The organism is Paenibacillus sp. 453mf (assembly GCF_900116105.1).
In the GTDB taxonomy this organism is placed as follows: domain Bacteria; phylum Bacillota; class Bacilli; order Paenibacillales; family Paenibacillaceae; genus Paenibacillus; species Paenibacillus provencensis.
Map to the genome: position 1 here is coordinate 424,926 of NZ_FPAC01000001.1, position 17,353 is coordinate 442,278.

The 17,353-nt window shown below is 40.7% G+C and carries 16 protein-coding genes; 15 read left to right on the plus strand and 1 reads right to left on the minus strand.

From position 1 onward, the window contains the following. Positions 1-342: 342 nt before the first annotated feature. Positions 343-1,377: an RluA family pseudouridine synthase gene (locus BM415_RS01955; RefSeq protein ID WP_091154007.1), complete on the minus strand. Its 1,035-nt coding sequence runs from the start codon at positions 1,375-1,377 to the stop codon at positions 343-345. A gap of 208 nt (positions 1,378-1,585) precedes the next feature. Between BM415_RS01955 and BM415_RS01960 the strand changes: the two genes are divergently transcribed. The 15 genes from BM415_RS01960 (at position 1,586) to BM415_RS02035 (ending at position 17,230) form a co-directional block, all read left to right on the plus strand. Beyond that, positions 1,586-2,416 carry a MetQ/NlpA family ABC transporter substrate-binding protein gene (locus tag BM415_RS01960; RefSeq protein ID WP_091154010.1) on the plus strand — a complete coding sequence of 277 codons (831 nt, stop codon included), beginning with the start codon at positions 1,586-1,588 and terminating at the stop codon, positions 2,414-2,416. Positions 2,417-2,655: 239 nt separating this feature from the next. Continuing rightward, positions 2,656-4,536, plus strand: coding sequence for a DNA helicase RecQ (gene recQ, locus BM415_RS01965; RefSeq protein ID WP_091154012.1), 1,881 nt, complete (start codon positions 2,656-2,658; stop codon positions 4,534-4,536). Positions 4,537-4,580: 44 nt separating this feature from the next. Next, entirely contained in the window at positions 4,581-6,350 is a 1,770-nt protein-coding gene (locus BM415_RS01970; protein ID WP_091154014.1) for a B12-binding domain-containing radical SAM protein, read from the plus strand. Between the two features lie 232 nt (positions 6,351-6,582). Then, entirely contained in the window at positions 6,583-8,091 is a 1,509-nt protein-coding gene (locus BM415_RS01975) for a peptidase G2 autoproteolytic cleavage domain-containing protein (RefSeq protein ID WP_091154016.1), read from the plus strand. Positions 8,092-8,293: 202 nt separating this feature from the next. After that, positions 8,294-8,815 carry an NUDIX hydrolase gene (locus BM415_RS01980; protein ID WP_091158997.1) on the plus strand — a complete coding sequence of 174 codons (522 nt, stop codon included), beginning with the start codon at positions 8,294-8,296 and terminating at the stop codon, positions 8,813-8,815. Positions 8,816-8,911: 96 nt separating this feature from the next. Beyond that, a complete protein-coding gene (locus tag BM415_RS01985) occupies positions 8,912-9,157 on the plus strand; it encodes a hypothetical protein (protein WP_091154019.1) in 246 nt (81 codons plus the stop codon). A 615-nt stretch (positions 9,158-9,772) separates the two neighbouring features. Then, positions 9,773-10,783, plus strand: coding sequence for an FtsX-like permease family protein (locus BM415_RS01995; protein ID WP_091154023.1), 1,011 nt, complete (start codon positions 9,773-9,775; stop codon positions 10,781-10,783). An 11-nt stretch (positions 10,784-10,794) separates the two neighbouring features. Beyond that, positions 10,795-11,973: a hypothetical protein gene (locus BM415_RS02000; RefSeq protein ID WP_091154026.1), complete on the plus strand. Its 1,179-nt coding sequence runs from the start codon at positions 10,795-10,797 to the stop codon at positions 11,971-11,973. Further along, positions 11,963-12,637, plus strand: a complete 675-nt coding sequence (locus BM415_RS02005) for an ABC transporter ATP-binding protein (RefSeq protein ID WP_244533114.1) — start codon at positions 11,963-11,965, stop codon at positions 12,635-12,637. The genes BM415_RS02000 and BM415_RS02005 overlap by 11 nt, the downstream gene beginning before the upstream one ends. A 363-nt stretch (positions 12,638-13,000) precedes the next feature. Next, on the plus strand, positions 13,001-13,477 hold the full coding sequence (locus BM415_RS02010) for a hypothetical protein (RefSeq protein WP_091154029.1): 477 nt from the start codon (positions 13,001-13,003) through the stop codon (positions 13,475-13,477). Positions 13,478-13,706: 229 nt separating this feature from the next. Further along, positions 13,707-14,069 carry a GNAT family N-acetyltransferase gene (locus BM415_RS02015; protein ID WP_211753647.1) on the plus strand — a complete coding sequence of 121 codons (363 nt, stop codon included), beginning with the start codon at positions 13,707-13,709 and terminating at the stop codon, positions 14,067-14,069. 340 nt (positions 14,070-14,409) lie between these two features. Beyond that, positions 14,410-14,907: a hypothetical protein gene (locus tag BM415_RS02020; RefSeq protein ID WP_091154032.1), complete on the plus strand. Its 498-nt coding sequence runs from the start codon at positions 14,410-14,412 to the stop codon at positions 14,905-14,907. A gap of 255 nt (positions 14,908-15,162) precedes the next feature. Next, entirely contained in the window at positions 15,163-16,044 is an 882-nt protein-coding gene (locus BM415_RS02025) for a GNAT family N-acetyltransferase (protein WP_091154034.1), read from the plus strand. A gap of 215 nt (positions 16,045-16,259) precedes the next feature. Continuing rightward, positions 16,260-16,601, plus strand: coding sequence for a hypothetical protein (locus BM415_RS02030; RefSeq protein ID WP_091159001.1), 342 nt, complete (start codon positions 16,260-16,262; stop codon positions 16,599-16,601). 233 nt (positions 16,602-16,834) lie between these two features. Further along, positions 16,835-17,230 (plus strand): barstar family protein, encoded by a 396-nt coding sequence (locus BM415_RS02035; protein WP_091154036.1) that lies wholly within the window; start codon positions 16,835-16,837, stop codon positions 17,228-17,230. The last annotated feature ends 123 nt before the right edge of the window (positions 17,231-17,353 follow it).

The following is a 17,353-nucleotide window of genomic DNA, read 5'->3' on the forward strand; positions in this document are numbered from 1 at the left end:
TTGCCCCCTGTCGCAAGTATCGCTAGTAACATGTACAGTTCTGTACTTACTTTACCCAGAAGAGCATGGAATTAAAGAGACTTTAGATAATTAAATGAAAAATTAGTGCAATGAACCGCGGCTACGCATGGACGCGGTTTCCATTTTATACGAAGGAATTAAGTTTACTCCGGATTACGAATAAAGTATATATTTCGGAGAGTATTATACTCCAGAGAGTCCAGAACAGTAATTATTTGAAGCCTTTGCTCGCTCGAGTATATGTAATTTGTAAAGGCTGTTCCCTGAACCAATGTGAGCATTGGGAAATGGGAACAGCCTTTACAAATAAGAACCATCCAATTATTTAGATGGGAAAGGTCTGAGAAATGCTTTTGGAATCGGTGTCTCGAACCGCATCGGCTTACCTGTTCCCGGATGGGTGAAGGCCAGCACTCTCGCATGAAGAGCGAGTCTGCCAATACCACGGCCTTTTGCACCATACTTCTTGTCCCCTGAAACCGGATGACCCAATTCCTCCATATGAACCCGGATCTGATTCTTGCGCCCAGTCTCGAGCTGTATCTCAAGCAGTGAATAATCACTTCCCGTCAGCAGTGTTTTGTAGTGCGTTATTGCCTTTTGTCCATCATTTGCATAAGGAGTGGAGTACATTTTAAGTGTTTTGCTCTCTTTTAAATAAGAGGTAATTGTTCCTTGGTCCTGCTTCACTTTGCCTTCCACAAGTGCTACGTACGTTCTTTCTTCGACCGTATCGCGCCAAGCATTTTGCAAGGCTTGCTGAATTTCTTCGCTCTTCGCAAACATCATCACACCCGATGTATCTCGATCAAGACGATGAACGATGAAGATTCGGTTAGCAGGATGAGATAAACGCACGTGGGCCATCAGCTGGCGATAAGCTGTGAGCTCCTGTTCCTTATCAGAGGCAACGGATAATAAGCCGGAATCCTTGTTCACGATAATGATATCGTCGTCCTCATGCAGAATCGTCAGTCCGATGAGAGGAGGAGCTTCTTCTTTCTTCTCTTGATCAATCGTAACTCTCATACCTTTGGTTAAAGGATAGTTAAAGGCGGTTACTGCCTTCCCATCAACAGAAATCTGGCCGCGTGACAATAGTGCCTTGACTGCATTACGGCTCTTATTGGACAAGATGGACAGCAGGTAGGCGAGCAGCTCGGAGTTCTCTTGAACGATGTAGGCCTGCAGGGTCGTCTGCTTTACGGAAGCTGACTTGCCCGAAGGGGATTTGGCAGTTCTTTTGAAGCTGGAAGTATGTCCTTTGTTGGCTTTATGTGATCTGGTATTAGAGCTTGACGGCGGACGGTTGCTGTAGCCATCCTCTGTACCTTGGTAATTCGTTTTTTTTCGCATGCCTTAAGGCCTCCTGGTTCGGTTAAAAATACGGCAAATCCATCAAGCGTTTAGTTCTTGATATCCTGGTTAATATACCACACAAGAGGTAAAGTTTGCACGGATCGCCTGAGTTCGGGGAGGTTGCTCGTGCAGACATTATTATGCATAGAATAAGCTCTAGTATGAAACCTTATTAGAGTATGAAGAAAAGGGAGAATAGGACATCATGAATATGAAGAAAAAGAAGTTTCATCTATTAGCACTTCTCGCTATACTTAGCTTGCTGCTCGCCGCCTGTGGTGATCATTTGGTAGAAGAAAACAGCAATGACCTAGGCAAGGAAAGCATCGATGAGGATCAGCAAATCGTGATTGCTGGTAACAGCAAGCCATTTGTAGACAAGACAATCAAGGATCTGTTTGAGAAGCAAGGGTACACCTTGCAGGTAACGGAAATAAAGGATCCTTCTGAGGCAGCAACGAAGCTTGAAGAAGGTACAATTGATGCCTATATTAATACGTTTATGGATAATCGCAAGGAACAGCTTACGACCTTAACAAGTGTTCCGAGTGAGCCGCTTGCGCTGTATTCAAATACTTTTAAAGACGAGGATCAGATTGCAGACGGCAGTACGGTCATTATTCCAGAGGATCCACTCATGCAGGGACGAGCTCTGATGATGCTGGAGGACGAGGATCTGATTGGCATCCGCAAAGGCGCGTCATTATCCGAGATGTCTGTGGAAACAGACGTAACAGATAATCCGAAAAATTTAAAGTTTGAGAAGGCAGCAAATGATCAGCTCGCCGATCGTATCAAGAATGAAGCACTTATTGTTGCACCGCTGCATATTGCTGTGGAGGCAGGGCTTACTGAACAGGATGCACTTGATGTGGAGGATGTTCCGGGTCAATTCTTGGACCAGCTGGTCGTGCGCAGCAAGGATCAAGGGACAAACTTTGCTCGCAGCTTGAAGGAGCATATTCAATCCACCGAGTTTAAGAAGCTGGTGGATGAGCATTTCCCAGGCTATGACGAACCGGAATGGATGGATTGATTAATATATATAATATGTTCAAAAAAGGAAGGAAGTCATCCCCTTGAGATGGCTTCCTTTTTTGTGTTATATGATTAATCTGAAATTGAATTGAGCAGTTTCGAAATGAAATGCATCAGGTATCTTGATGTAGAGCAGGGAAGTTCGGTACACTTAATAGATTGAGAGATGATGTTTTCTTTTTCCTTAAGCAAAGTCAAATTGGGCATATTAGGAAAAGGGTGAGGAGTTAACGGACAATGAGTATACAAGAGCGGACAATGGATGAAGCGCGTGAGCTGCTTCAGACGTATTTCGGCTATCCCGACTTTCGGGAAGGACAGAAGAAAATAGTAGAGAGTTTATTGAGAGGGCAAGACACGCTTGGTATTATGCCGACAGGTGGCGGGAAGTCGATATGTTATCAGATTCCTGCACTTCTGCATCCGGGACTGACCTTGGTGGTGTCTCCTCTTATATCACTTATGAAGGATCAAGTGGATGCGCTGCTCGCGATGGGCGTGCCTGCAGCATATATCAACAGTACACTTACTGGACGTGAGGTGAATGACCGAATTCGGGCAGCACAGCGCGGAGAGCTGAAGCTGTTATATGTAGCGCCGGAGCGTCTTGAATTGGATTGGTTCCGTGATGAGATGGCTGCCCTGCCGATCTCCTGCGTTGCTGTGGATGAAGCACACTGCGTATCCCAGTGGGGACACGATTTTCGGACGAGCTATTTGGCGGTAGCACCGTTCGTGGATTATTTGCCTCAGCGCCCGATCGTGGCTGCCTTCACAGCAACGGCAACACCTGCCGTTATGGACGATATTCTGGAGCTGCTTCGGCTTCGAGAGCCTGAAACATTCGTCACCGGACTTGGACGGGACAATCTGGCGATGCAGGTGCTGCGCGGTGAGAACAAGAAGGAGTATATTATGGATTACACCCGTGAGCATGCGGATGAGGCAGGGATTATCTACGCGGCAACCCGTAAGGATGTGGATGATCTGTACAGCCGGCTCACATCTGCGGGGATTGCAGCAGGGCGTTACCATGCCGGTATGACGGATGATGAACGTGCGGGGAACCAGGAGGCTTTTCTATTCGATGATATAAGAGTCGTTGTCGCTACGAATGCCTTCGGCATGGGGATCGACAAGAGTAACGTAAGGTATGTCATTCATTACAATATGCCAAAAAATATGGAAGCTTATGTACAGGAAGCAGGCCGTGCAGGACGAGACGGCGAGCCCAGCCAGTGCATTCTTCTGTTCAGCGCGCAGGATATCATGACCCAGAAATTCCTCATTGAGCAGGGTGAATTTCAAGATGAGGATCGGAAGCGGAATGACTACCGTAAGCTCCAGCAGATGATTGATTACTGCTACACGACCAAATGCCTTCGCAGTGCACAGCTGGACTATTTCGGCGAGGTTCACGACGGTACAGGCTGCGGCATATGCAGCTCCTGTACGGATGACCGGGAGCAAATCGACATGACCGTTGATGCGCAGAAGATCTTCTCCTGCATACACCGGATGCGTGAAAGGTTCGGCATTACGATGGTATCTCAGGTGCTGAAGGGGTCGCGGAACAAGAAGGTGTTGGAGTATGGGTTTGACCAACTGCCTACGCATGGCGTCATGTCCAATCGCTCAGAGAAGGAAATATCGGAGATTATTAACGTCATGGTGTCAGAGGGATATCTTATGCTATCCGAAGGACAGTATCCCGTAGTAAGATTGCAGCCGCTGGCGGTAGAAGTACTCAAAGGGCAGCGTGAAGTGATGCAGCGTGTTGCCCGCGTAGTAAGTGCGTCAGCGTCCTCTCGCAGCAGCAGGGGCAGCCGTGTGAGCCGGGATACATCGCCTTCGGCAGTCAATGAAACGGTATTCGAGCAGTTAAGGCTGATTCGCAGGGAGCTGGCGGAGAAAGAGCATGTGCCTTCTTATATTATTTTCAATGATGCGACACTACGAGAGATGAGTGTGGTATGTCCGCAAAGCGAACGTGACATGCTGAAGATAAAAGGGGTCGGGGAAGTAAAATTCCGGAAATACGGACAGCCGTTCCTGGATTTCTTCTTGAATCAGGGCGGAGTTCCTCAAGATGAGCCGTACGATGATTATGATTTCTAGACAATGATTAATTATATAACACCTCAAGGAAAAGGTTGTGCAGAATGAAGGTTATTTTATCAACACTCAACGCGAAGTATATCCATACGTCACTTGCCATTCGCTGCTTGAAGGCATACAGCGAGAAAGATTTTGAAATTGAGCTTGCCGAATATACGATCAAGGACCCGGTTATGAACATCGTGTCCGATCTATATCAGCACGGGGCGGATGTCATCGGATTCTCCTGCTATATCTGGAATATCGAAGAGACCATCAAGGTTGTTAATATATTGAAGAAGGTTATGCCCGAGGTCAAAATTATCCTTGGCGGGCCTGAGGTGTCTTATGATGTGGAATACTGGATGGATCGTCTGACAAACGTGGATTTTATCGTTGTGGGCGAAGGGGAAGAGACTTTCCACCAACTGCTGACGGAGATTGAGACGACGCAAAAATACCATTTCGTGTATGGACTTGCCTATCGCAAGGGCGATGAAGTTATTGTCATGCCGGGCAGGCCAAAGGCCGATCTGAATGAACTGCCATCACCACATCGTTTTGCAGAGGATATCCCTGATCTGGGTAAAAGAGTCGTGTATTTCGAAACGAGCCGCGGCTGTCCGTTTAGCTGCCAGTTCTGTCTCTCCAGCATTGAGGTCGGTGTGAGGTACTTCGATATTGAGCGTACCAAGGCGGACATTCTATATCTGATCGATAACGGCGCTAAGCTGATCAAATTCGTGGATCGGACGTTTAATATCAAGCGTGATTATGCGCTCGAAATGTTCCAGTTCCTTATTGAGAACCACAGGGGCTGTGTGTTCCAATTTGAAATCACGGCCGACATTATGCGTCCTGAGGTGCTGGATTATCTGGCTGAGCATGCCCCGCCTGGCATATTCCGGTTCGAAATCGGCGTTCAGTCCACGAATGATCCGACGAACGAGCTCGTGAAGCGCCGTCAGAACTTTACGAAGCTGAGCCGTACGGTGAGCAAGATCAAGGAGAGCGGTAAGATCGATCAGCATCTGGATCTCATCGCCGGACTTCCACTTGAGGATTACGATACGTTCCGTAAGACCTTTAACGATGTATTTGCACTAGGTCCAGAAGAGCTTCAGCTCGGATTTCTAAAAATGCTGCGGGGGACGGGCCTCCGAATTGATGCGGACAAGTACAATTACTCGTATATGGAGCATGCGCCGTATGAGATTTTGGGAAGTGATGTGCTTCCATTCAGCGATATCGTCCGATTAAAACGACTGGAGGATGTACTGGAGAAATACTGGAACGCACACCGAATGGATCATACACTTAAGTATCTGATGGAGCAGGAGTTCTCCTCACCATTTGATTTCTTCCAAGCTTTTGGAGACTACTGGGAAGGACAGGGCTGGCAAAAGATCGGTCACCAGCTGGAGGATTTGTTCACCCGTCTGCGTGCATTCCTAGAGGATCGGGGTACGGCGAACATGGACGTCATTCTTGGTCTGATGAAGCTGGATTACTTCCTTGGACACAAATACAAGCCGCGCAAAATATGGTGGGATCTTACGCTGGAGAAGAGCGATTGGTCAGGGTATATCAAGCGCCTAATCGATCATCCTGAAGAGATTTCTTCGGTATACGAGAGCATGGCACTCAGTGAAAAAGAGCTGCAGAAGCATGCTGTACTGGAGATTTTACCGTTCCATCTGGACAAAGTTCTGGCTGGAGGCACTCCGGGTGCTGCCGAAGGCAGAACATTGCTGCTGGTGGTATATCAACAAAATGAAGCGCAAAAGCCGGTTTATTTTACAATGCCGCTTGGAACGGAAGCTAAGGCTATATAGGCTGTTAGAAGACCTGCGAACGAGTTCATCTATATGACTTGTTCGCAGGTCTTTTTTGATATGATCGGTTGTCAGATTAGTCATCACTAAAGGAATTTAATGAAGTGCAAAAAAACGTAGTCATAACCGCGTTTCTAAAAAAAGAAACTTCCTGCCTAGCAATGTCCCAGGCATTGTTCATACTTCTTTCATAGAATAATAGAATCAAAGATTCTGGAAAGGAAGATGTACGATGTTGTGCAATTCACAGGCGGTAGGAGCATGTTCCACAGCGGAAGGGACCAACACGGTGGCAATCGGTAGCTCGTCACATACAGAAGGGCTGGATACGATAGCAACGCAGACGGCGGCTCACACTGAAGGCTACTTAACGCAAGCGCTGGCAGATGCCTCACATGCAGAGGGAGGAGCATCCATCGCCTCCGGGCTATACTCTCATGCCGAAGGGGAGCAGACCATAGCTGGTGCAGAAGCAGCCCATGCTGAAGGATATTTTACGTCTGCATCTGGATCGGCTTCTCATGCGGAGGGCGGCGGTACGATGGCGCGTGCGCTCTATGCGCATGCGGAAGGCCAAGCCACCATTGCAGATGGGGTCAACTCGCATGCCGAGGGATTTCTAACATCAGCGCTTGAGCAGAACTCCCATGCCGAAGGCGGACTTACGATCGCAGCTGGCATTAATGCACACGCGGAAGGTGAATTGACCATTGCGAGCGGTCTTGATTCGCATGCTGAAGGCTTGGAGACGACTGCATCTGGACAGGCAGCCCATGCTGAGGGCGAGAACAACACGGCAAGCGGCAGATCTTCTCACGCCGAAGGGAACCTGAATCTGGCCAGCGGTGCTTTTACTCATGCGGAAGGACAGCGTACGGTGGCGAGTGGTGACCAGTCTCATGCGGAGGGTAATCAGAGTGTTTCCAGCGGTCAAGCGGCGCATGCCGAAGGAGCAATCACCACAGCTGGTGGACTCGCTTCTCATTCAGAAGGCGTCAATACGGTAGCTGACAGCAACTATGCTCATGCCGAAGGGCAGAGTACTTCCACGAACGGCCTTGAAGGAGTCCACATCATGGGAAGATTCGGCGCAGCCAATGAGCTGGAGTACTCCTGGTACTTGGCGAATGGGACAAGCGCTGAAGCGCCTGGACTGGCTGCCAAGATACTAAGCAATGGAGATGTAAGAATCGACGGTACGGTGAGCAGCCCTGCTGCGGATTATGCAGAAATGTTCGAGACGGTAGATGGGCAGCACATCGAACCTGGTTATTTTATTACCCTGGAAGGGGATCGGGTTAGAATTGCCCGTCCGGGTGATCGATATATCTTGGGCGTGAGCAGTGCGGTTCCTGCTTATCTTGCGGATTCAGGCGAGATGGGCTGGCAGGGTAGATATGTAACCGATGAATGGGGTAGAACGAAATATCATGAAGTAACCATGCCTGCCCTATTGGACAAACAAGGAGCGGTCCTTGCTCCTGAGCGAACAGAGCTTCAGCCCATCCTGAACCCAGCCTGGAATCCGAAGCAAGCGTACATTCCTAGGATGCAAAGACCGGAGTGGGTTGCGGTCGGAATGCTGGGCAAGCTGCGGGTTAGAGATGATGGATCGTGCAAGCCGGGGCAGCTGTGTAATGTTGGTCAGAATGGTATCGCAACCGCTTCGACAGAAGGTTATTATGTGCTGCGGAGAACAGGAGAAGCACAGATTGTTGTGCTGATCGGAAAGACTTTTTAGGATGATGGGGAATGTTGAAGTGATACTTAGTTTCCATCCCATCAAAACCGCAGATATGTACAGCGTCAATATTTTTACATTGTCTGCAGTAATATGTTGTTTCACCAGATTGTAACTCTGTCTGGAGGATGCAAATCTTCTACTTCTGTTATAAGCTTAAGCAAACATAATGAACCAGAAGAGGTGGCCTATATTGAACGAGATGATGCAGCAATTCAAGACACTGAGCGGACCGATTCATTGGGGAGCTGTGACGGCTCATCTGAATATAGAACAGACTCCGGATGAATCGCTGATCAGCAACATCAGTATCATTCCTGTCGTTGGTGATCAGTATGTCGTCATGCAGCTGGAGGATGGCAGATGGGAGCTGATCGGCGGTACACTCGAACCGGGTGAGCATTATATGGACGGTTTAAGACGTGAGCTGATGGAAGAGATCGGGGCGGAGCTGGTGTCCTATCAGCCGTTTGGCCATTTTCAGTGCTCCTCTATGGCCGAAGCTGCCTATCGCCCGCATATCAATCATCCGAATTTTATTCGTCTACTAGGGTATGGTGAAGTGAAGATTGTGGCCAAGCCGCTGAACCCCGAAGATGGAGAGAAGGTATCACTGGTGGAGCTCGTAGATATTGATGAGGCGGTAAGAAGATTTGAGTCGATCAAGCGGTATGATATTGCGGAAATGTATAGGCTTGCCCATATCGTAAGGACAGGGAAGTAAGTGCCCTAAGTTAGTTAATAAGTGACTCAGTCTCACACAAAAAAGTCCAAGGCTGGGTCATCATTTTTATATACTTTTAGAGAAAGTGGGGATCTCATGAAGATTGATTTTGCAACCGAAGCAGGTTATACATACATCGCAGACCGTGATAAGCATATCGCTAAGTCGCTTATAGCCAGCAAGATTAGAGATAATGAGATTTTTATTCTCAGGGATTCCTCTGAGGTCATGGGGTGGATGAGATATGGCTACTTTTGGGATAACATTCCGTTCATGAACTTGATCTGGCTTGTGCTGCTTTATTCTATTTATTGGGTTTCTTTGTATTATCAATTTGTATAATTGACTTAATAAACACAAGCTATTTATTTAGCAATTATAAATTTTTAATCTTAGTTATCATAGTATATTCCATCCTTGTATTAATTGGTAATTGGCTACTCATTACTACCGAAACAAATAGTAAAAAAAAAGGAGAGGATATCAAAGATAAGTGTTTTTTGTATCTTCATAATCTATATGGTTGTATTATGTGGATCATTATTTAAATTTGGAACAGGAGTGAATTACGAATCAGCAGTGGATTATTTTATTCAAAATTCAAACGCAATACCTTTCAAAACAATATCATTCTATATTAGTTCTTACATGAATAATAGTATGAATAAAACTATTATCGTGGAAAATTTATTAGGTAACTTATTATTGTTTATTCCTATGGGAATTTTTTTATGATATTTATTCCGAAATTAACAAAATTGGAATATCTAATTTTTGCCGTTATGATATTTTTAGTAGAAATCATTCAATTGTTAACAAGAACAGGTTTTTTTGATATAGATGATATTATTCTTAATCTAATCGGATTCCTTATCGGAGTGTCGATAATGAAATTGAAACTTGTAAACAAGGTTATTAATGGATTATTTATTCTTAGCACGATAAAAGTGGAGGAGTATGAGAAAAACAATAAGTTTTTTTGACGTTTTAATTAGGCAACTCATTAGTGATATAAAGGTAAATGTTGTAATAGTCTGTACTTTAACAATAACATTTACTTTTATATTTTTGGTTTCTACAGAATTCATTTCAAGAATTTCAGAATACGGTAAATTAAACGAAGGATTAAGAACTTATGAGATAAGATCCTTCTCCGAAAATTCTATAAGTGCATTTGATACTATTTTAAAAGAGTTCGAGAAAAAAAATATCGAGAAAATAACATTCATCAATCTTACAGCAAATAAAAGTGAAGTTCCTTTTTTTAATATTTTTTTTAATAGTGATGAAAAAATATATTTGAATCCTGAGAATATGGAAACAGAAATTTTGCTCGGTAGAGACTTTAGTGAGAAGGAAATCAGCAGTGGTGATAATGTTGTAATATTGAGTGAGAATGATTACTCTTTGTATTATAAAAATTACAACATAGGTGATAATATCAAGATTGCAGACTATGATTTCGAACTTATTGGTATTAGCAATGATAATAATGAAAAGATTAGTTCAGTAATTCCTTTCAATACCTTAGTAAAGTTATCATCTGATAACAAAAATACATTTCATATTAACGAAGCCTTTATAACACTGAATGAAAGAATAAGCAAAAAGGAAATTCGAAACTTAATAAAAGCAGCCAAAGAAAATCTTAATAATGTTGAGTATCATATTAACACTTCATCTTCATGGATGATTCTAAGTAAAATTGAAAATGTCAGAGGGATAATTTTTGCGACAATAACAATTATTGTGTTCTGTATTTTTAACATTATAAATTTGCTGAAAATATTGCACACCAGAAACAAATCAATAATGAAAATATATAGAAATCTTGGTTATGAAGATAAATATATCGCTCTTACATTTGCTTCGGAAGTATTCATTTTGATAAGTATCTCGTGTACCTTGGGATTCTATTTCTATGTTTTTTTTGATCCTATTATTAATGAAGAATTATTTATTCGGTGAAGAGGGGAACGATGATTAAAAAACTTGAATTTACAAAGATTTATATAAGAAACAGCAAAAAAAAATATGTTTACCACATACTTGAACTACTCATTCTTTTTTTGATTTTCCATATTGTATTCTATCAATTTCAGGAAACTAAACAAATAAAACAAACATTGGAAAATATAAAAGCAAGTGAACTTTACCGAGCAGTTTATAAAGTTGAAAATATAAATAGCTTAGATGTAGAGTTAGATAATCTTCAGAAGAACCTTCCAATGGGATTAGAATTAATTTCTCCAATTAAAAACACTGCTTTTACTGATCAAACTTATAAAAGCAAACAAGTTACTTTAAATCTTCTATCGCTAAGTGAGGCTATACAATACAGTTATCCTGTTTCTATAGGTGAAGAATTTAATTTGGATTGGGCACAACAAGATCTTTATCAAGCTATCATACCTAAAGAATTAAGTGCGAAATATCAAATTGGGAAAGAGTATGAGATAGCTATCAAAAAAAATCTAGATACTTTAACATCTATAAAGGTAAAAGTAATAGGCTATCGTCATAGTAACTATATTCTAGATTCATCTCAAGCAAGTGACAATATCTTTAAGAGAGATACAACCATGTTAGTATTCGATAACATTGGGAAACTATCTAGAGAATTCTACGCGGAAATGAATGGATCAATTCCTGTGATTCTAAAGAAAGATAATCTTTCGGGAGAATCTCTAAATTCTTTGTTAGACGAGAGTAATTTAAATAATATAAAAAATCTTGAAGAAAGTATACTTGAACTAACCGAATTAAAATTCAGCGACATTGACCTATATATGACTTTATTATTTGTAATTATTCCTCTAATTATAGTGTCATTAGCAAGTTTCTATTATCTGGAATATCAAAATAAGAAGAGAGAATATATCATTTATATAGCTACGGGATTGTCACCACAATTCTTATTTCAGTCCACATTAATTTTGAACGCAATAGTATTTATTTTCCCTGTACTTTTGCAAGAAATTGTTTGGTATATCATTTGTTTAGCTCGGGATTATGAATTTATATGGCGACAAAGTGTCACTATAATTATCATTTCAATACTCACAACTACATTAATTACATTCATAAATACTTATTTTATTAGTAAGATAAACTACAATGTTAAAACCTTAGACAAGGAGATAACTGGTGAAGAATAGTGATATTATCGTTCTTAAAAACATAACAAAAAGATATGGTGAGCATGAGCTTGCATTAGATAATATAAATCTTTCTATTAAACACGGAGAAATGATTGCAATTGTAGGCGAGTCCGGTTCTGGTAAGTCTACATTATTAAATATCATAGCCGGAAATATAAAAAAATACTCTGGTTCCTATTTGTTCGAAGGGAAAGAATTTAATGCTTTCTCAAAAAAACAAATCGCTGAAATAAAAAATAAAGGAATAGGGTATATTTTACAAGATTTTGGATTGATAGAAGACTTATCTGTCTTTAATAATGTCAAATTACCCTTATTGTTCAATTACAACGTTAAAATGGATCAGATTAGAAACATGGTTCTTAATGTATTGAATAGAGTTTATATACCTAAATACATTGACAAAAAAGTAAAGAATCTTTCTGGTGGTGAAAAGCAAAGAGTTGCTATAGCAAGAGCTATAGTTAATGAACCGCTACTCATTATTGCGGATGAACCGACTGGAGCTCTTGACTCTTCGAATACTGTGAAAATCATGGAATTGATACAGAAAATAAATAAAGACGAAGGTGTTACATTTATTATTGCAACACATGATAACTATGTTGCCGATTTATGTAACAGAGTTATAGTAATTCAAGATGGTAAAATAGTTGGTTAATTTCAGAATTATTATGATAGAAACAAACCAATCTTCTTTCCTCAAGCGTTTTTTGAGATTGAAAAAGTATATGAATAACGTATTTTTTACAAATAGTCAAGAAAGTAAACACGATAGAGAGATTAAACCTTTCTTGCAGGGGACAAGAAAGATTAAGATAGTTTACTAACTGAAGTTTACAGCTATTCATTAAGTCAACAGGCAGGATAGTTGAATAAGAATGTTCCTATCTAAGTTTCTGTCGATTTGCAGCTAGGTAATTACTACAAGGGCTCAAGGTTCTCGGGTTCGTGAATACGAGAGACGTTATGTGAAACCTCCGCAAGGGATTAAGAACAAATTAGAAACAAGGAGAGACGTATAATGAAAAGACTAATATTTATTACAGTTCTAATCCTTTTTATTAACGGATGCAGTAAAGAAGTGAAATTACAATTATTTGAAACGAAAGATCAAGCAATAAAACAATATATTGAGGAACAAAATGTAATGGAGTCTTTTCTCGAGTTAGATTTAGTTACAAACGAGACAATCGTTCTTATCAAACAGGAAAGGGAGATATATTCTTTAGCCGAATTAGCAAATTCAAAAGACAACAAGTACTCATTTTCTAGAATTTCCGCTTGGGTTGATATTGGGAATACAACAGGAGCAATGTGGGAATTTAAAACTAATACAGATAATGTATATACCTTAAAAATATCAAAGAAACAAGAAGATCCTGATTCTATATATAATAATGATTTTGACATTTATATTTCAATAGTCAACGGGAAAAGGACATATAATGACTACAATGTAAGGAATATTATAACTTCAACCAAATTGATAGATATCTAGTATTGCTCTGAAGGCGGAGACATCTTATAACACTATATTCACGTTGCAGGCCGACTGGCGCCGTCCCTTGGTCCACCCGAGGCATTTCGAGAAGCTGAGTGAGGCGGACAACCCTGCGAACCTAACCGCAGTCGCGGCCGGCAGCTGAAACTGCCTTAAGGTTCTCGAGTTCGTGAATACGGGAACGTTATCTGAAACCGGTGGAAATCTCTAAAAAGGAATGAAACCAATGAAAAATAATGTTACTTTAATCGAACCATCGTTTCAATACAAAGATGAATATTTAGATATGGTGTCAGAGTGGAAGAATTCAGGGGAAAAGCTTATTCCTTGGGCTTTACGATTCGATAGTACTAATTTTCAATCAATGATTGATGAACTTACTAGATTAAGAAATGATACAGATCTGGAAGAGAATAAGGTAAATAGATCGACTTTCTGGTTAGCAAATCAAGATAGAAGGTTGTTAGGCGTAGTAAATATTCGACATAGACTTAATAATAATCTATTACATATTGGTGGCCACATTGGATATGGAGTAAGACCTAGCGAAAGACGGATAAGGACAATATTGGATCTGCAAAAACAATAATAAATAACAATGGAGTATTGGATTCAGAAGCAATCATTAATGAAATTGAAATACAAAGATATTGGATTGAAATTAAGAACTCTTGATTGTAACTCGAAGAAGGCACAAGCATCAGATAACGCTATATTCACGCTTCGGGCCATTCGGCCCTCGGTCCGGCAGAGGTCCGATGTGGATTCGATGAGACATTGTAGCTGCAGGGAAGTATTTTTAGCCGGACACACCCGTACCACCTAACCGCATTGCGTCCGGCACCTTAGGTGCCTTAAGGTGGTGGGGCGTCGTGAATACAAGAACGTTATGTGAAATCAGCTTAAATAAGAGAGAAAGAGTGAGATAGATGATTCAAAGCAGATATTTATTTGTATCTCGTACAGGCAAAGTTATAAAGATCGCCCGACCTAAAGATCATAAGCATAAAGCTGTTCCTCAATTAGCAGGTGAGGAAGTACTTGAAGTGATCTTATACTACAGGAATAAAGACAGGAAGCCGCATAAACTACTTATGGTGGAATTTGATAGATTCCATTTAGATCCGGACGGAAATTATAAACAGACAGAAGAAGATAGAAAAAGAGCTATTCATAATTTTCTTTCTTTTGGGATGGCTGATTTGCATGAAAGAATAGAAGTAGAAGATAAGCCACTACCTATACCTGTTGCGCCGATAATTCCGACGACTGCTGAGAAAAAATCATTATACGATTACATAAATGTGAAACTACCCAGTTTTTCAGATGATGCTCCTTATGTAGTAGAAAGTAAAATTATAGCTGCTAAAGAGAAATATGAAGAGTTTAAAAGCATGGTAAAGAAATCAAACAAGCTGTCTAAGTAGTTCGAAGAAGAAGCAGACATCACATAACATAATATTCACGCATCGAATCGCAAGTGATCCTTGGTCCGCCAGAAGCGTTAAGAAGCATAATCACAACAGAGTATTTTCAGTTGCAGAGTAGTTAATTCAGACGGACACATCCTGCGAGGCTAAGTCTTCGACCCGGCAGCAGAGCTGGCCTTAAGCCTCTCGGTGTCGTGAACACGGAAACGTTAGACGAAATACACCTAAAACACAAGATAAGGAGAAGAAAATATGTCGGAATATCAACTAATCAAAAATTATAAAGATCAAGAGAATTACAGATTAAGTTTTAACCATTTAGCCAATCAAATATTTGGAATTGATTTTGAGAATTGGTATCAAAAAAGCTGCTGGAATGATCGGTACATCTGTTACTCATTTCTTCATAGCGATAAGGTAATTGCAAATCTTTCTGTTAGTTTTATGGATATTATTCTTAATAACCAAGTTTACTCAGCCATTCAGATAGGTACAGTGATGACCGATCCTGAATATCGTAATCAAGGACTTTCAAGAAGATTGATGGAGATTGTCATGGAAGAATACCAGACAAGATATAGTTTTATATATTTATATGCAAATAAATCGGTATTAAACTTTTATACGAAATTCGGTTTTAAGAAAGTTATTGAACCTAGTTATTCATTAAAACTTACTGTTACAAGTACAGATAAAACCAAGATTCGAAAAATGGATATTTCTACCAAAGAAGATTGGGAACTACTGATGGAACTGAATTCAGCGAGAAGGCCCATCTCTAATAAATGCGGAATTATGAACGCTGAAGGTATATTTTCTTGGTACTGTTTGAATATATTTTATGACGATATATATCTTATCACGGACTTAAAAACGGTCATTATTTATCAGCAAGAAGGTAATTTACTACATTTGTATGATGTAGTATCCATCAAAGAAGTTAGATTAAATGAATTGATTGAAATGATTCCAATAGAAGGAGTAAGTAAAGTTTTGGTTCATTTTAAACCAGATGAAGAGAATGAAAAGTACATTAGTAAATTTTATGTTGAACCTGATGATACACTTTTTATCTATCCGGTAAGTGAGAGGATTCATTCAGACATGAAACTTCCAAAAATCGCTCAAGCGTAATCAAGGTAAGATATGTACTAACACCGTATTTACGCGTCGGGTCGGCATTCGCCGACCCTCGGTCCGCCCGAGGCATTTCTAGAAGTGGATTCAGGCGGACAACCCTGCGAGTCTAACTGCCAAGCGCAGCCGGCACTTTGTGCCTTAAGACAGACTCTCGGGTTACACAAACGTTATGAGAAATCAGCGGACAAACAATAACAGAGGTGAATACAATAAAGGTCATAACACTATGTGGATCAACAAAATTTAAGAAAGAATTTGAACAAACGAATAGATACTTAACCCTTAAAGGAAATATTGTTATTAGTTTAGCTTTTTTTGAGCAAAGCGAAGGAATTGAAATTACCAAGGAACAGGCAGAATTATTTGAAGAAATCCATTTTCGTAAAATTGATATGTCAGATGAAATATTTGTTATCGATGTTGGCGGTTACATCGGTAGGAGCACAAGAAAAGAAATTGAATATGCAATTGAAAATGGGAAGATAGTTAAGTTCTATTCAAAAAGCGAATTAGTAAAACACGACAAGACAAAAGAATTAATACTGGAATAATATTGGTGGTAGTTCAAAGAAGTAGCTGACATCTCATAACATCATATCTACGCTTCGGGCCGAACGGCCATAGGTTCGTAAGAAGCGGTATGCTATGAAGTGAGTTCAGCTCACAACCCTGCGAGGCTAAGTCTGCCGGACCCGGTCGCGTGCGCTCCCTTAAGCCCCTCGGGTTCGTAGATACAACAACGTTAGATGAAATGGCCTAAAGACATGTAAAGGACGAAAGATCAATGAAAATGTCATTTGTTATTAATGGAGATAACTTCTCCGATTATCAGGGATTTACAAGAGAATTCTCGTTACAAGTGTTATCAAATAAATATATTTGGAATGGCAGTTTAGATGCATTAAACGACATTCTTCGAGGCGGATTTGGTGATATTGATGAAGATGATAAACTTGAGATAACTTGGAAGAATTCTGATAAGTCAATTATTGAATTAGGTTACGAAGAGACCATAAAACGATTGAATGAAAAATATGAAAAATGCCATCCAACAAATAAGGAATTTATATTACAAGAAATTATCCATGCTAAGAACAATAAAGGGCCAACAGTATTTGATTGGATAGTAGAAATAATAAATGAACACGAAAATAAAAACATTACATTAAAACTTGAATAAACGATAATGATTGTTAACTCAAAGAAGAGTACACTTTATCTAACACCGTATCCACGCATCGTGGCATTCGCCGACCCTCGGTCCGCCAGAGGAATTTGTGGCGGAGCCACCCGGCGACTTCGT

Excerpts from the sequence above, each read along its gene's own strand:
- recQ (WP_091154012.1), top strand. The coding sequence starts at position 2,656 with ATGAGTATACAAGAGCGGACAATGGATGAAGCGCGTGAGCTGCTTCAG.
- BM415_RS01975 (WP_091154016.1), top strand. The coding sequence starts at position 6,583 with ATGTTGTGCAATTCACAGGCGGTAGGAGCATGTTCCACAGCGGAAGGG.
- BM415_RS02010 (WP_091154029.1), top strand. The coding sequence starts at position 13,001 with ATGAAAAGACTAATATTTATTACAGTTCTAATCCTTTTTATTAACGGA.
- BM415_RS02025 (WP_091154034.1), top strand. The coding sequence starts at position 15,163 with ATGTCGGAATATCAACTAATCAAAAATTATAAAGATCAAGAGAATTAC.
- BM415_RS01985 (WP_091154019.1), top strand. The coding sequence starts at position 8,912 with ATGAAGATTGATTTTGCAACCGAAGCAGGTTATACATACATCGCAGAC.
- BM415_RS02000 (WP_091154026.1), top strand. The coding sequence starts at position 10,795 with ATGATTAAAAAACTTGAATTTACAAAGATTTATATAAGAAACAGCAAA.
- BM415_RS02035 (WP_091154036.1), top strand. The coding sequence starts at position 16,835 with ATGAAAATGTCATTTGTTATTAATGGAGATAACTTCTCCGATTATCAG.
- BM415_RS02020 (WP_091154032.1), top strand. The coding sequence starts at position 14,410 with ATGATTCAAAGCAGATATTTATTTGTATCTCGTACAGGCAAAGTTATA.
- BM415_RS01995 (WP_091154023.1), top strand. The coding sequence starts at position 9,773 with ATGAGAAAAACAATAAGTTTTTTTGACGTTTTAATTAGGCAACTCATT.
- BM415_RS01955 (WP_091154007.1), bottom strand. The coding sequence starts at position 1,377 with ATGCGAAAAAAAACGAATTACCAAGGTACAGAGGATGGCTACAGCAAC.
- BM415_RS01980 (WP_091158997.1), top strand. The coding sequence starts at position 8,294 with ATGATGCAGCAATTCAAGACACTGAGCGGACCGATTCATTGGGGAGCT.
- BM415_RS01970 (WP_091154014.1), top strand. The coding sequence starts at position 4,581 with ATGAAGGTTATTTTATCAACACTCAACGCGAAGTATATCCATACGTCA.
- BM415_RS01960 (WP_091154010.1), top strand. The coding sequence starts at position 1,586 with ATGAATATGAAGAAAAAGAAGTTTCATCTATTAGCACTTCTCGCTATA.
- BM415_RS02015 (WP_211753647.1), top strand. The coding sequence starts at position 13,707 with ATGAAAAATAATGTTACTTTAATCGAACCATCGTTTCAATACAAAGAT.